The organism is Stenotrophomonas sp. STEN033 (assembly GCF_056856655.1).
In genome coordinates this window covers 1-13,508 of the sequence record NZ_JBXFWM010000061.1, presented here as the reverse complement: position 1 = coordinate 13,508, position 13,508 = coordinate 1, and the positions used below count along the sequence as shown (strand labels likewise).

Genomic DNA, 13,508 nt, shown 5'->3' with positions numbered 1-13,508 from the left:
GCTTTTCCATACTTTCTATTCTCGATGTTGAGGTGCAGGCCTAGACTTTCTCCCATCGAAACCCCACCGCTTTCAGGAGAACGCCATGATTGAACGTCGCCCATTTGCCAGCCTTGGTGGAGCCAATCACGGCTGGCTCGATGCCAAGCACCACTTTTCGTTTGCCGAGTACCAGGACAACAAGCGCATGAACTGGGGCACGATGCGGGTCTGGAATGACGACACCATCCAGCCTGGCACCGGCTTCCCGCCGCATCCGCATGCCGAGATGGAAATCATCACCTACGTCCGCGAAGGTGCCATCAGCCACAAGGACGACCAGGGCAACCAGGGCCGTACCGAAGCAGGTGACGTGCAGGTGATGAGTGCCGGTACCGGCATCCGCCACGCCGAATACAACCTGGAGGCCGGCGTCACCAGGATCTTCCAGATCTGGATCTTCCCGGACCAGCGCGGTGGCAAGCCGTCCTGGGGCAGCAAGCCCTTTCCCAAGGGCGAGCGTTCGGGCCGCTTCATCACCCTGGCCAGTGGCATGGAAGGTGACGACGATGCACTGCCGATCCGCGCCAATGCCCGCGTCCTGGGTGCCACGCTGAAGGCCGGCGAGAGCACCGAGTACCACTTCACCGACGCCAACCGTTATGGCTACCTGGTGCCGAACACCGGCAAGGTCGACGTCAGTGGCGTGCTGCTGGAAGCGCGCGATGGCGCTGCCATCAGCGGCGAGACCAGCATCCGCATCACCGCGCTGGAGGACTCCGAGCTGGTGTTGGTGGATACCCCCGCGCTGAAGTAAGCAAAACCGGGGTCAGAGTCGGGTTATGTATCTCTACCCGATCAAGCTCTCGTAGACGACAAAGGCGGGATATCCGCCAATGCTGTTCCCTTGAGCATTTGAGCAACCCAGAATCCGACGCCAGACCTCTGGTGTCGGATTTTTTGTAGGAGCGGCGTAAGCCGCGAAGCAAGAAGATCATCAGATGACACAGCTGCCAAAGGTTTGAGCATCGTCAGCTTCGCGGCTTACGCCGCTCCTGCAGTTCCTGCAGCAAATGCCAGGCTGGTGGCCTCTCCTGCTCCGCCTGTGGGTTCTGCACGGCGTTCCTGACAGTTTCGTAATCTCCAGGTCAGGCCGATGACAGCTGCGCGCGCCTAGCCTGAGCACCTCTCCTGCAGGTGCCGGTCATGTCATCACTTCGTCGTTTTTCTCTCTCCACTGCCACCGTGCTGCTGGCTGGCTTCCTCTTGTCGGCCACGGCGATGGCGCATCCGCGTGTGCTGGGCTCCAGCCCTGCTGCCAACGCTGCGGTTGCCGCGCCAACGCAGATCGATGTGACCTTCAGCGAAGCTCTGCTGGCACGCGGAACGCGCGCCGAGTTGTTCATGGGCCATGGTCGCTTGTGGATGAAGGTGGCAGTGGCGCCCGCGCAGGTACTTGCCGACGGCCGCACCCTGCGCACCGTGCCCACTGCACCCTTGGTACCGGGCAACTACCGCTTGCAGTGGCGCACGGTGGGATCGGACAGCCACCCGATGAGTGGCGAGATCGATTTCAGCGTCAAGTAAGCAGGCTGGAAGATGTCCGAGTCCTTTGTCTATGCGCTGCGCTTGCTGCTGTATGTGGATCTGATGCTGCTGTTCGGCGTGCCGCTGTTCGCGCGTAGTCAGCGCTTGGCACCGCTGCTGGGCTGGCGCAGCTGGGGCCTGCTGCTGGCCATCGTTGGTCTTGTCATGGTGTTGCTGGACGCGACTTTGCGCGTATCCACCTTGCTCGACATCGCACCGGATGCACTGGGGGTAGATGATCTGGCCTGGTTCATCGGTGCCACCACCGCCGGACGCGCCGCGCTGGTACGCGGCGCGGTGCTGGCCTTGCTGCTGCTCCTGTTGCTGCCACGGCGGCAGCACGCGCGTCAGCTGCTGCCACAGACCGCATTGGCCGCCATCGCGCTGGCCAGTCTTGCCTGGAACGGTCATGCCGGTGCCGGCGACTATCTGCAGGGCTGGCCGCGCTTGTCGGCAGGCATCATCCACCTGCTTGCCGCCGGCGCGTGGCTGGGCGCCATCATGGCCTTGCTGGGCCTGCTAAGGCGCAGCCAGCAACAACCGTCAGGCGAACGCGCAGCGGCGCTGCTGGCCGGCCTGCGTGGTTTCGCGCTGCCCGGTACGATCATCGTCGCGCTGCTGGCCATTACCGGCAGCATCAGCTACATCGACCTGGGCGGTAGCTTGGCCAGTCTGACCGGCACCACCCATGGGCGCTGGTTATCGTTCAAGCTGTTGCTGGTTGCCGGCATGCTGCTGTTGGCAGCCTTGCACCGCTGGCGACTGGTGCCAGCCCTAGCTGCCGCCTTGCAGACCCGAGCAGTGCATCCGTTGCGGGCACTACGCCGCAGCCTAGCGCTGGAAGCATTGCTGGCGCTGCTGGTGCTGGCATGTGTCGCCGTACTGGGTACGCTTGACCCCACCGCCTGAGCCAGCGCTGCTTCTAGGACCTGCAATGAAGTTGTTGATCGTCGAAGACGAGCCCAAGACCGGTAGCTATCTGCGCCAGGGACTGGAGGAGGCCGGCTATGTGGTGGATCTGGTCGCCGACGGCGTGGACGGATTGCATCTGGCCAGCAGCGGCGACTATCAACTGCTGATCCTGGACGTGATGTTGCCGGGCATGGATGGCTGGAGCGTGCTGGCGCGGCTGCGTGATGCCGGCAATCCGCTGCCGGTGCTGTTCCTGACCGCGCGCAGCAGCATTCCTGATCGCGTGCAGGGCCTGGAACTCGGTGCAGATGACTACCTGGTCAAGCCCTTCGCCTTCGTCGAACTGCTGGCACGCGTGCGCACCCTGCTGCGTCGCGGCCAGGTGCAGCCGCAGGCAGAGCGCATCGTCATCGCCGATCTGGTGGTGGACACCCTGCGTCGCCGCGTGCAGCGCGGCGAGCGCCGCATCCAGCTCAGCCAGAAGGAGTACGCCTTGCTGGAACTGTTGGCGCGGCGCCGTGGTGAAGTGTTGCCGCGCTCGCTGATCGCATCGCAGGTGTGGGACATGAACTTCGACAGCGACACCAATGTCATCGATGTCGCGGTACGCCGGCTGCGGGCCAAGATCGACGACGATTTCGCTGACAAGCTCATCGTCACCGTGCGCGGCATGGGTTATGTGCTGGAAGCGCCAGCCGCCGGTGGCGATGCGTGACGCGGCGACGCTCCACCGTCTGGCGACTGACCGCACTGCTGGCCACGATCAGTGTGTTGGTGATGGCGGTGCTCGGCATCGCCATCGACCAGGCGGTGCGGCACAACTTCAATGCCCTGGACCGGGCCGAGCTGGAGAACAAGGCGGCACTGATCAGCGATATGGCGGCGACCGTACCGCCGCAGGAGCTAGGTCAACGGCTCGGTGAAGCGTTGGGCCACCATCCGGATATCGCCTTCTGGATCGGTGATGCCGACGGCAACGCGCTGTTCTCCACCGCGCCACCAAGCCTGCTGGCCTATGCGCAGCAGCATCCGCCGACGGCGCAGCTGCGACAGCAGCTGTGGCGCCTGCCAGATGGCACCCGCTTCATCGTCCTGCATCTGCGCCAGATGCAGCAAGGTCGTCCATTGACCTTGTTGTTGGCGATCGACGGTGCGCGCCATGCGCCATTCCTGCGTGGTTTCCACCAGCTGCTTGCGGCCTGCATCATCTTGGCGGCGGTCGCCAGCAGCCTGCTCGGTGGTTACGTGGTGCGGCGCACGTTGCGGCCGCTGCAAAGCCTGGCCGATGAAGCCAGGCAGATCACCACCGAGCATCTGGACCGGCGCCTGTCGGTGGGCGCGGCACCAGCCGAACTAGATCACCTCGCGCAGACCTTGAACAGCATGCTGGCGCGGCTGCAGAACGATTTCGTTCGGTTGTCCGAGTTTTCTGCCGACCTCAGCCATGAGTTGCGCACGCCGATCACCAACCTGCTCACCCAGGTGCATGTGGTGCTGGCGCAGCCACGCGACAACGCCGCCTATCGCGATGCACTTGGCTCCTGCGCCGAGGAGATGCAGCGGCTATCGCGGATTGTGACGGACATGTTGTATCTGGCGCAGGCGGAAACGGTGGATGCGTTGCCAACCCGGGAACGGGTAGCGCTGGGCAGCCTGGTGGATGCGCTGCTGGAATTCTATGGCCTGCTGGCCGAAGACAAACAGGTGCAGCTGCAGCGCGACGGCGATGCCGATCTGCAGAGCAATCGTTTGATGATCCATCGTGCCGTTGCCAACCTGCTTTCCAATGCCATCCAGCATTGCCCGCCGGGCGGCGTGGTACAGATCCGCATCCGCAGCGGTGACGGAAGTTGCAGCATCGAGGTCAGCAATCCTGGTACGCCGATTCCTGCCGATGTATTGCCGCGCTTGTTCGATCGCTTCTACCGCGCGGATCGTTCGCGCGGGCGCGGCCATGGTGAGGGCGCAGGCTTGGGTCTGGCGATCACCCGCGCCATCGCCCAGGCGCATGGTGGGCAGGTGCAGGTGATCTCCACAACGCAAGCCACGGTGTTCAGTCTGCAGCTGCCGCTGGCATGAACGGCGCGTGTTGAAGCGCTAGGCCTTTTTGCGTTTGCCTGTGCTCGCGCGCGGAGGCTTGCGGGCGCTGGCCGCGCGGCCAGTGTTGCCTTGCGGACTGCTGGCGCCCAACGCTTCCATCCACGTCAGCACATCCACGTAGGCGATAAAGTGCTGCAAATACTCCGGCGACAGCTCCTGCATCAGCGCCATCGCGCGATAGGTCAGAACGCTGGAATTCAGTGGTCCGGCATCTTCTGGCAACGAGTCCAGACACTGACGCAGCAGGCTGTCGATGCGGATGCGGCTCCATAGTTGCTGGAATTCATCCAGTGCCGGCATCAAGGGTGTTTCGTTGTTGTCGCCAGTGTCGCTGTCGACGGCTGCCGCGTTGGAGGTGCTCAGCGGCAACTGGTATTGCAGCGGATCTGCCTCCAGCTGCTGCAGCAGTGATTGCAGAGGACTTTCGGTGCCAGACTTTGCTGCAGGCTTCGCAACTTCAACAGCGACAAGCTGTGCATACGCATCGGTCAGCTGTGACAGGCGCGCATCCAGCTGCGCGCGCGCGCTGCCCGCATAGCGCTGTGCACGCTGCGCCAGCGCCGCGATCAATTCGAAACGTGGCGGATCGCAGCGATCAGCGCCGCTCTCGCGCCATGCCTGCAGCTGTGTCAGTGCTGCCGAGTCAGCGGACATCATTGCGCGGCATCGGCCTTGCCGTCCTGTTTGGGACGCGGGATAGGCGCGATCTCGACGCGGCGGTTCTTGGCGCGGCCAGCTTCGTCATCGTTGCTGCTGACTGGCTGCTCGGCGCCGAATGCAGCGGCAAATACCGATTGCGATGGCACGCCGTCGGCGATCAGGGTGCGGGTGACGGTGAGCGCACGCGCGGCCGATAGCTCCAGGTTGTCGGCGAAGCGGCCATTGACCACACGCACCGGCTGGTTGTCGGTGAAGCCGCTGACCATCAGGATTTCCTCGCGTGCGCCCAGATAGTCGCGCAACGGCGCGGCGATGCTCTGCAGCAGCTCACGGCCTTCCGGCTGCAGCTGGTCGGAGTTGAGCGCGAACAACACGCTGCCGCTGATGCCGATGCGACCATTGATGACGGTGACGCGGCCAGCCGCCAATGGCGCGGCCAGCGCCTGCTCCAGCGTCTTCAGTTTGGCGGTCTGTTCCTGGCGCTGTTTGACCTCTTCATCCAGGCGGTTGTGCAATAGCAGCTGGATGCCGATCACGCTGGCCAGGATAAGCACGAAGGCGCCGAGCAGCACCGACATCAGGTCGCCGAACGCGGCCCAGGTGGTGGCGCTGGATTCGGCGTCGAATTCGATTTCGTCGCTCATCGCGCTCAGGCTCCGGCGTTGTCGCGGGCTTCGGCCAGCTGCTGCAGCTCACCGATGATCTGCTTCTGCGAGAGCATGCTCAGGTCCACCACTTCGCGTGCCTGCGCGACGTAGTAGGCCAGCTGCTCATCACTGCGGGCCAGCGACTTGTCCAATGCGCTTTCGATCAGCTGCAGGCGCTCGTTCAACGCCGCGGTGGACTGGCCGAACAGCTGCACGGCACTGCCGAAGGCATCGCCCAGGCTGGCCATCTCCACCGCGCTGGCGGTGACGTTGGCGGCGGCGTGGTCGAGCTTGCTGGCCTCGCTTTCAAGCTGGGTGCTGAATCGGCTGCCGACGCGTTCAAGCAGATCGGCCGAGGTGCTGACCAGTGCGTCGACTGCGCTGCGTTGCTCGGTCGATGCGTGGGTGACCGCGCCGAGCAGGGTTTCCAGGGTCGACAACAGGTGGCCGCGTTCTTCCAGCATGGCAGTGTCGCGGACCATGCTGTCGGACAGCTTCTGGCGCAGCTCGGCCACCACTTCGGCGGCGGCGCGCGGCGCCTCGGAGGCGGTCTGCACCAGGCGCGAGATCTCGGCGATGGTGTCGCGGGCCTGCGCCTGCTGCTGTTCGCTCATGGCCTGCGTGGTCTGCGCCAGGCTGTCGCAGATCTGCTGCTGGCGCTGTGCGACGGCTTCGCCGTTGCGCTGCCAGCTGCTGTCCAACGTGCAGACCATTGCCGATAGCGACTGCGACCATTGGCCCAGTCGCTGTTCATCGCGCTCGGCGAAAGCGTTCTGCAGTTGTTCGTGCGATTGCTGCAGCGAAGACAGCAGCGACTGCGCGTGCTGTTCAAACGCAGACGAAGTCGCGAGCAAGGCCTGCTCATTGCGCTGCGCCAGTTCGTCATGCGCGTTGTGCTGCTGTGCCAGTGCATCACGCCAGGCATCGGCAGTGCGGCTGACGTTGTCTTCCATGCGCGCGGCAACGCCGTCGATCAAGCTGTTGGAGCGCTGTTCGAAGGTGCTGCTGAACTGTGCAAGTGCCTGCTGCAGCTGTTCGGTCAGCGCGCTGTTGCTGCGCTGCTGTTGCTCCAGTGCGCTGTTCCAGCTGCTGCCCGCAGTTGCGGCCGCACTCTGCACGGCTGCGTTGATGCCTTCCAGTTGCTTGTGCACGGCGCTGTCGATGCTGGCGTGCAGCGCATTGGACTTGTCAGCCAGGCCCGCCATGGTTGCATCAACGACGGGCTGCAGTGCGGCGCCCACCGCATTGGCCTGCTGGCTGATGCCGGCCTGCATCGATTGCTGCAGCGATGCCGCCAGCTGCGTATAGGCCGCTTCGGTGCGCTGGTGGAATTCCTGCTGGCTGGCCTGCAGGCGTTCGTTGTTGGCCTGGTGCTGCTGCTCCAGGCTGCCCATCATGGCCTGCAGGCGCTCGACCAGGGTCGGCATCAGCGCGTTCTGTTCCTGCAGCAGACGGAAGGTCTCGCCGCGCTGGAAACTCTGCGAATGCATGCGCAGCTGGCTGGCGATGCCGGCATCCAGTTCCTGCACGGCCTGCGCGCGTTCGCGGCGCAGCAGGGCTGACAGCAGGCCGAGTGCGGCCGAGCTGGCGACACCGGCGATGGAGGTGCCGAAGGCAAAACCAAGCCCCTTGACCGGTGCGGCCAGCGAGCTGCGGATCGCATCGAGGTCGGTGGCACTTTCCAGCGCCAGGCCGGTGCCGCGCAGGGTGGCCATCATGCCGAGCAGGGTGCCGAGCATGCCCAGCAGCACCAGCAGGCCGACCAGATACGGGGTCAGCGCAGGTGCGGGCAGGCCGACGCGCTCGCCCTGTACGCGCAGCCGCACCGGACCACGCAGGCCCGGCTGCAGGCGGCCGAGCCAGCCGTCGAGGTTGTCTGCGGCTTCACCGATGGACGGCAAGGCCTGTTGCAAGGTGCTGGTGGCCTGGCGGTAACGGAACAGCTCAAGCGCGCCGGCCAGGTAGCAGGCAGCGATGATCGCGGCGACCACCGCGGCCAGCGGATGGGTGCCGGCATAGCCGATGCCGATCCAGCACACGGCCAACAGGCCAACAAGGAAGACAACGACTGCGACGAGGTTTCTGGACATGAGGTACGGATTACCGGGTGCGTAGCGCTGCAAGCAGGCCATCGATGGGGTGGAAACGGACATCCAGTTCGGCCAGCAGCGCGATGCGCAGGTCTTGCCGGAACGTGACCAGCCAAGGGCCGGTGGGTGCCGCGGTGGAATCCGATGCGGCGGCATCGGCGGGGTCGTGCGCGGCTGCAGCAAGCAGCCGTTGGTAGTGCAGGCCGAGCAGCACCGGCACATGGGAGAGCAGGCTGTGTTCGCGCGGGCTGAGGGTGGCTTCCATCACCGCGTCGACTTCGGCCAGGCGTGCCTTGGCAGGGGATTGCCGCGCCAGCATGTCACGCAGGCGGCCGCGCAGGCGGCCGCTGACGGTCTGCATGGCACGTTGCTGGTTCAGGTAATGCTGGCGGTAGGGGGCGAAGCCGGGCGGCAGCTCGGCGTCGGCAGGGGCGGGGTTGCGCGGCGGGCTCAGGTCGATCTCGGCCTGGATGGCCTCTGTCAGCTTGGCTCGCACATTGGCGTATTCAACATCCTGCGCCGGTGTGTAGTCGGCACCGGCCTCGGGCTCCGGCGGCGGGTTGTCCAGCGCCTTGGACAGGGTGATGGCACGGTTCCAGTCGAACCACTGCGCCAGCCGCTCCGGCACCGCAGGTGCCGCAGGGGAAGCTCCCTCGTCGTTGAAGCGGGCCAGCAGGCGAATGAACGCCGGGCCCAGAACGGGCGCCCGTTCGGATGCTTTCGCCATGGTCCTGACTAAAAATTGGCCATTTTACATGCTGGCGCAAAGCGCGCCTTGGGCCGGGTATTCAGGCCTCGGCGGGCGGCACCAGCGGGGCTGGCAGAACAGCCAGTGCCAGCAATGTTGTTGAGAATGGTTATTACTTACTATAATCAGCGCATCAGCCGCTGCTTGGGCAGTCAGCCAATACTTCTGTCTGTGCAGGTTGATCCGTGTCCCTCCCCCGTATTTCTGCCGGTCTCCGTCCGGCCTTGTTGTCCCTTGCCGTCGTCTCGGCCCTGTTCCCGATTGCTGTAGTCGCCGCCGAAGCTGACGCGGCACCGGCTGCCGACGCGCAGACCCTGGATGCGGTGCGGGTCAATGCCTACCGCACCACCGGCCACACTTCCGGCGCGACCAAGACCGATACCGCCATCGCCGAAACCGCACAGTCGGTCTCGGTGATCGCGCGCGAGGAACTGGACGCACGCGGCGTGCAGAACCTCAACGAGGCCATGCGTTACGTGGCTGGCGTTTCGCTGGAAAGCAGCGGCATCGACAACCGTGTCGATGACTTCCGCATCCGCGGCTTCGACGCCGGCAGCTGGGCCAACAATGTCACCATCGATGGCATGCGCGCGCCGCAGGGCAGCCAGTGGAACCGCAGCATGGTCGACAGCTGGAACCTGGATCGGGTGGAGGTGCTCAAGGGCCCGTCTGCAGTGATGTACGGGCAGGTGGCCCCGGGCGGCATGGTCAACCAGGTCAGCAAGACGCCGGTGCCTGATCAGCAGCAGGTGCTGCGCCTGGGCATCGACGGCAACGGCCAGTACAGCACTGCCTTCGACGTTGGCACCGGCAGCGACGACAACCGCCACCTGCTGCGTCTGGTCGGCCTGTACCGCGACGGCCAGACCCAGATCGACCGCACCGAGCAGCAGCACTGGTTCCTTGCGCCCAGCTATACCTTCCAGATCGCCGAGCGCACGCGCCTGACCCTGCTCGGCCTGTACCAGAAGGACGACGGCGGCTCGACCTACCAGTTCCTGCCGATGGCCGGCACGCTGCGGCCCACCGCCTACGGCTACATGAAGAACACCACCTTCATCGGTGAGCCCAACTGGAATACCTTCGACCGCACCATCTGGACCGCGGGTTACCTGTTCGAGCACAGCTTCAACAACAACTGGACCCTGAGCCAGAGCGCGCGCCATACCGATGTTGAATCGGTGTTCCGCACGGTGGTCACCAATGGGGGACTCAACGCTGATGGCCGCACCCAGAAGCGGCGCGCGACCTGGGGCGAAGGCGACTCCAAGGGCGAGACTGTCGATACGCGCTTGACCGGAAAATTCAGCACCGGCGTTGTCGAGCACACCGTGCTGTTTGGCGTGGACTGGCAGAAAGCCGACTGGACCGGCGCGCGTGGTGCGATGGTCAACCCGGCCGATATCGACATCTTCAATCCGGTGTACACCAACTACGTGCCGGTCACCACCAGCATCAACTACAGCGGCGGCATCAACCGCCAGACCGGCGTTTACCTGCAGGACCAGATCGCCATCGACAAGTGGCGCCTGACCTTCGGCGGCCGCCATGACTGGACCAAGGACGACACCTGGACCCAGGCCTATACGGTGGCCACCAATACCTACCGCCCGGTAGTGCCGACCAAGGTCAAGGACAGGGCGTTCACCGGCAATGCCGGCGTGCTGTACGTGGCCGACAACGGTCTGACGCCTTACCTGAGCTACGCCGAGTCGTTCCAGCCGGCTGGCACCAATGCCAACATGAGTTACACGCAGACGCCGTTCGACCCGGTGACCGGCAAGCAATGGGAAGCCGGCCTGAAGTACCATCCGGCCTCATTCGATGGTCTGCTGACCTTGTCGGCCTACGACCTGCGGCAGCAGAACATCGTCACCAACGACCCGATCAAATCGCACAATACCTGCGGTGCCGCCGGCAATGCGGATTGCCAGGTGCAGGACGGCGAAGGCCGCGTGCGTGGCGCCGAGCTGGAAGGGCGCATCACCCCGCTGGAGGGCTTCAGCCTGATCGGCGCAGCCAGCTGGATGGATTCGGAGGTCACCCGCAGCAACAACGGCTATACCGGCAAGCAGTTGGCAATGGTGCCGGACTGGACGGCGGCGTTGTGGGCCGACTACACCTTCCTTGCCGGCGGTCTGGAAGGACTGAGCGTTGCCGCCGGCGTGCGCTACAACGGCAGCAGCTACGGCGACAGCGCCAACCTCTACCTGATCCCGTCCTACACCTTGTGGGATGCGGCGATCCGCTATGACGCCGGCCAGCATGGCGCGATCGGCACGCAGTTCGCGATCAACCTGAGCAACCTCACCGACAAGCGCTTCGTCTCCACCTGCGGCGGCGTGTCGTCCTGTTACTACGGCACCGGCCGTACCGTCACCGCCACCGCACGTTTCAGTTGGTGATCGACGCGCGGCACCTGCGTGTTAGTGCAGGTGCCGCCAGCGCATGTCCAGCGAAGAGCCAGACCCGATGAAGAACCCCTATCGCATGCGCGTCCGGCAAGGACGCGCGACCACGCACAGCAGCCAGGCCGCATGAACCTGTGGCTGGGACTCGCCGGCACCTTGGCCGGCATCATTGGCGGACTGTTGTTGTATGTCGCTTCGCCACAGCAACAGCTGCGCGCCGCCGGGCCCTGGCCGACGCGCCATGCATGGTGGCCGGGCACGCTGCTGGTGCTGCTGTCACTGTTGGCGCTGTGGCCGCTGCTGGCGCCACTGGAAGCGATCACCACTTGGTTGATGCTGTTGATGCTGGTGTGGTCGCTCGCCCCGTTCCTCGGGGCGTGGCGTGCACGCGTGCGCGCGGGACGGTCGGCATGAACGCGGTGAAACCGCGGCTGGAAAGCCGCCATTGGTTCGGCAAGACCTGTGCGGGCGTCATACTTGGGTTTGGCTTGGCCTTGGCGTTGTCGGGCCTGTTCGCGTGGCTGGGCCCTGACGGCATCAATGCCGGCGGTGGCAAGAACCAGTTCAACATGTGGTTGATGGCACCGATCTGGGCGACGGTGCTGTCCTTCGTCTATCTGTTCCGCGACAGCCTGCGTGCCTGGCTGTGGTTGGGTGCGGCCAATGTGCTGGCCTTCGCCGCGCTGTGGCTGGTGCGTGGAGTGATGTCATGAAGGTGGCTGCATGAAGATTCGTAGCGACATCATCAAGGTCTACAAGGATGTGCACATCTGGATCGGCATTGTCAGCGGGCTGATGCTGTTCATCGCCTTCTATGCCGGTTCGGTCACCATGTTCGAGAAGCCGCTGGAGCGCTGGGCGACGCCGCCTTCCACGTTGTCGCCGGCACCGTCACTGCAACAGGCCGACGCGTTGGTGGCCGCGGTGCTGGCCGAACACCCCAAGGCCGCATCGCGCTACTTCGTGTCGGTGCGTCCGCACGCCGATCAACCGGCGCGGGTGTACTGGCAGGAGCGCGCGCCCGGCCAGGGCCGTCGCCAGTTCACCGAGTATGGCGCCAGCTTCGCCGCCGACGGCAGCCTGCAGGTGGCGCAGACGCGCAAGGCACCGGTGGCGCAGCTGGTGGATACGCTGCACCAGCTGGTTGGCCTGCCATTCCCGGACAAGATCGCACGGCCGATCATGGGCGCGGTGGCGATGGCGTATGCGGTCGCCCTGGTATCGGGCCTGATCGTGCTGCTGATCACCTTGAGCAAGGACGTGTTCGCGCTGCGCATCGGCAAGAACATCAAGCGCATGTGGCTGGATGCACACAACGCCTTGGGGCTGTTCAGCCTGCCGTTCCACATCGTCATCGCGCTGACCAGCGTGGTGTTCGCCTTCCATGACCAGTTCTACGATGCACAGGGCGCGGTGGTGTATCCGCAGGGCATCGAGTGGAGCGAGGAGCATGCCGAAGCGCCGGGTGGAGCCGCAGTGCTGCCGGCCGCCGAGTTGCTGCGCCGGGTAGAGCAGCAGCTGCCGGGCTTCGAGGTGCAGAGTTTCGGCTTCCAGAACAAGGGCGGCCATGTCGAAGCAACAGTGACCGGCCTGGATATCCGCCGCGGCACGCGTGCCCGCGTATACGCGAGCACCCATCTGGATCCATACAGCGGTGACGTGGATGCGCATGACCTGCCGGGCCACATGGATGGCTGGAACGGCGCGGTCAATGCGTTCTTCGCGCTGCATTTCGGCAGCTTCGGTGGCAACCCGGTGCGTTGGTTGTACCTGCTGATGGGCCTGGCCGGCGCTGCCCTGTTCTACACAGGTAACCTGCTGTGGGTGGAATCGCGGCGACGCAAACGCAAGGGCGCGGAAACGCCAGTGCAGAAGCGTTCGGCCTGGGTGTTGGCCTGCCTGACGGTTGGCGTATCACTTGGCTGCGTGGCCGGCATATCTGCCAGCATCGCCGCGACCAAATGGCTGCCATCGCTGGTCACCGATCTGAAGGCCTGGCACACCGGCATCTACTACGCGGTATTCGTCGCCGCCATCGCCTGGGCATTCGCGCGCGGTGCGCCGCGTGCTGCGGTGGAGCTGCTGTGGTTGAGTGCGCTGTGTACGTTGGCGATTCCTTTGTCCAGTGTTGCTGGCACCTTGGGAATCGGCGGAAGCTGGTACCACCCAGGCAGTTGGTCGGTGGACCTGACTGCGCTGCTGTCAGTGCCGGTAATGCTGTACATCGCAAGGCGTACGCAGATGCGCCTGCAGCAGGGCCATACCGACAGCGTCTGGTCAAAAGGTAGTGCCGAGCCATGCTCGGCAGAGGCCTTACCGGCAAACCGGCTGTAGGAGCTGTCTCTTATACACATCTGACGCTGCCGACGACGGA

Annotated in this window: 13 protein-coding genes; 9 read left to right on the top strand and 4 right to left on the bottom strand. The window is 64.7% G+C overall.

The annotated features are described in order from the left end of the window. Positions 1-85: 85 nt before the first annotated feature. The 5 genes from AC1VXC_RS16815 to AC1VXC_RS16795 all read left to right on the top strand — a co-directional run bounded on the left by AC1VXC_RS16815 (position 86) and on the right by AC1VXC_RS16795 (position 4,557). Positions 86-796 (top strand): pirin family protein, encoded by a 711-nt coding sequence (locus tag AC1VXC_RS16815; protein ID WP_313172835.1) that lies wholly within the window; start codon positions 86-88, stop codon positions 794-796. Between the two features lie 389 nt (positions 797-1,185). Then, complete coding sequence (locus tag AC1VXC_RS16810; protein ID WP_313172834.1) at positions 1,186-1,566, top strand: copper resistance protein CopC; 381 nt, start codon at positions 1,186-1,188, stop codon at positions 1,564-1,566. Positions 1,567-1,578: 12 nt separating this feature from the next. Beyond that, complete coding sequence (gene copD, locus AC1VXC_RS16805; protein WP_482995073.1) at positions 1,579-2,475, top strand: copper homeostasis membrane protein CopD; 897 nt, start codon at positions 1,579-1,581, stop codon at positions 2,473-2,475. Positions 2,476-2,500: 25 nt separating this feature from the next. Further along, positions 2,501-3,193, top strand: coding sequence for a heavy metal response regulator transcription factor (locus tag AC1VXC_RS16800; protein ID WP_313172832.1), 693 nt, complete (start codon positions 2,501-2,503; stop codon positions 3,191-3,193). Then, positions 3,190-4,557: a heavy metal sensor histidine kinase gene (locus AC1VXC_RS16795; RefSeq protein ID WP_481539699.1), complete on the top strand. Its 1,368-nt coding sequence runs from the start codon at positions 3,190-3,192 to the stop codon at positions 4,555-4,557. Before AC1VXC_RS16800 ends, AC1VXC_RS16795 begins: the two co-directional genes overlap by 4 nt. A gap of 18 nt (positions 4,558-4,575) precedes the next feature. On the opposite strand, the gene AC1VXC_RS16790 is transcribed toward AC1VXC_RS16795, so the two are convergent. Genes AC1VXC_RS16790 through AC1VXC_RS16775 form a run of 4 tightly spaced genes read right to left on the bottom strand, consistent with a single transcriptional unit; the run spans position 4,576 to position 8,702 of the window. Beyond that, on the bottom strand, positions 4,576-5,235 hold the full coding sequence (locus tag AC1VXC_RS16790; protein WP_481539698.1) for a DUF2894 domain-containing protein: 660 nt from the start codon (positions 5,233-5,235) through the stop codon (positions 4,576-4,578). Beyond that, positions 5,232-5,882 carry an OmpA family protein gene (locus AC1VXC_RS16785; RefSeq protein WP_313172829.1) on the bottom strand — a complete coding sequence of 217 codons (651 nt, stop codon included), beginning with the start codon at positions 5,880-5,882 and terminating at the stop codon, positions 5,232-5,234. The genes AC1VXC_RS16790 and AC1VXC_RS16785 overlap by 4 nt, the downstream gene beginning before the upstream one ends. A gap of 5 nt (positions 5,883-5,887) precedes the next feature. Continuing rightward, the gene (locus AC1VXC_RS16780; RefSeq protein ID WP_481539697.1) at positions 5,888-7,975 is read right to left on the bottom strand and encodes a DUF802 domain-containing protein; all 2,088 of its coding nucleotides are present in this window, start codon (positions 7,973-7,975) and stop codon (positions 5,888-5,890) included. Between the two features lie 10 nt (positions 7,976-7,985). Beyond that, positions 7,986-8,702 (bottom strand): DUF3348 domain-containing protein, encoded by a 717-nt coding sequence (locus AC1VXC_RS16775; protein WP_313493945.1) that lies wholly within the window; start codon positions 8,700-8,702, stop codon positions 7,986-7,988. A gap of 206 nt (positions 8,703-8,908) precedes the next feature. Between AC1VXC_RS16775 and AC1VXC_RS16770 the strand changes: the two genes are divergently transcribed. The 4 genes from AC1VXC_RS16770 (at position 8,909) to AC1VXC_RS16755 (ending at position 13,468) form a co-directional block, all read left to right on the top strand. Continuing rightward, entirely contained in the window at positions 8,909-11,128 is a 2,220-nt protein-coding gene (locus tag AC1VXC_RS16770; RefSeq protein ID WP_481539696.1) for a TonB-dependent siderophore receptor, read from the top strand. A gap of 132 nt (positions 11,129-11,260) precedes the next feature. Further along, positions 11,261-11,548 (top strand): hypothetical protein, encoded by a 288-nt coding sequence (locus AC1VXC_RS16765; protein ID WP_293715896.1) that lies wholly within the window; start codon positions 11,261-11,263, stop codon positions 11,546-11,548. Next, positions 11,545-11,847 carry a hypothetical protein gene (locus AC1VXC_RS16760; RefSeq protein WP_313493949.1) on the top strand — a complete coding sequence of 101 codons (303 nt, stop codon included), beginning with the start codon at positions 11,545-11,547 and terminating at the stop codon, positions 11,845-11,847. The genes AC1VXC_RS16765 and AC1VXC_RS16760 overlap by 4 nt, the downstream gene beginning before the upstream one ends. 10 nt (positions 11,848-11,857) lie before the next feature. Further along, positions 11,858-13,468, top strand: a complete 1,611-nt coding sequence (locus AC1VXC_RS16755; protein WP_313493950.1) for a PepSY-associated TM helix domain-containing protein — start codon at positions 11,858-11,860, stop codon at positions 13,466-13,468. The last annotated feature ends 40 nt before the right edge of the window (positions 13,469-13,508 follow it).

Bases quoted from the DNA above. Each gene is read 5' to 3' on its own strand.
- AC1VXC_RS16815 (WP_313172835.1), top strand. From the start codon at position 86: ATGATTGAACGTCGCCCATTTGCCAGCCTTGGTGGAGCCAATCACGGC.
- AC1VXC_RS16810 (WP_313172834.1), top strand. From the start codon at position 1,186: ATGTCATCACTTCGTCGTTTTTCTCTCTCCACTGCCACCGTGCTGCTG.
- copD (WP_482995073.1), top strand. From the start codon at position 1,579: ATGTCCGAGTCCTTTGTCTATGCGCTGCGCTTGCTGCTGTATGTGGAT.
- AC1VXC_RS16800 (WP_313172832.1), top strand. From the start codon at position 2,501: ATGAAGTTGTTGATCGTCGAAGACGAGCCCAAGACCGGTAGCTATCTG.
- AC1VXC_RS16790 (WP_481539698.1), bottom strand. From the start codon at position 5,235: ATGATGTCCGCTGACTCGGCAGCACTGACACAGCTGCAGGCATGGCGC.
- AC1VXC_RS16785 (WP_313172829.1), bottom strand. From the start codon at position 5,882: ATGAGCGACGAAATCGAATTCGACGCCGAATCCAGCGCCACCACCTGG.
- AC1VXC_RS16780 (WP_481539697.1), bottom strand. From the start codon at position 7,975: ATGTCCAGAAACCTCGTCGCAGTCGTTGTCTTCCTTGTTGGCCTGTTG.
- AC1VXC_RS16775 (WP_313493945.1), bottom strand. From the start codon at position 8,702: ATGGCGAAAGCATCCGAACGGGCGCCCGTTCTGGGCCCGGCGTTCATT.
- AC1VXC_RS16765 (WP_293715896.1), top strand. From the start codon at position 11,261: ATGAACCTGTGGCTGGGACTCGCCGGCACCTTGGCCGGCATCATTGGC.
- AC1VXC_RS16760 (WP_313493949.1), top strand. From the start codon at position 11,545: ATGAACGCGGTGAAACCGCGGCTGGAAAGCCGCCATTGGTTCGGCAAG.
- AC1VXC_RS16755 (WP_313493950.1), top strand. From the start codon at position 11,858: ATGAAGATTCGTAGCGACATCATCAAGGTCTACAAGGATGTGCACATC.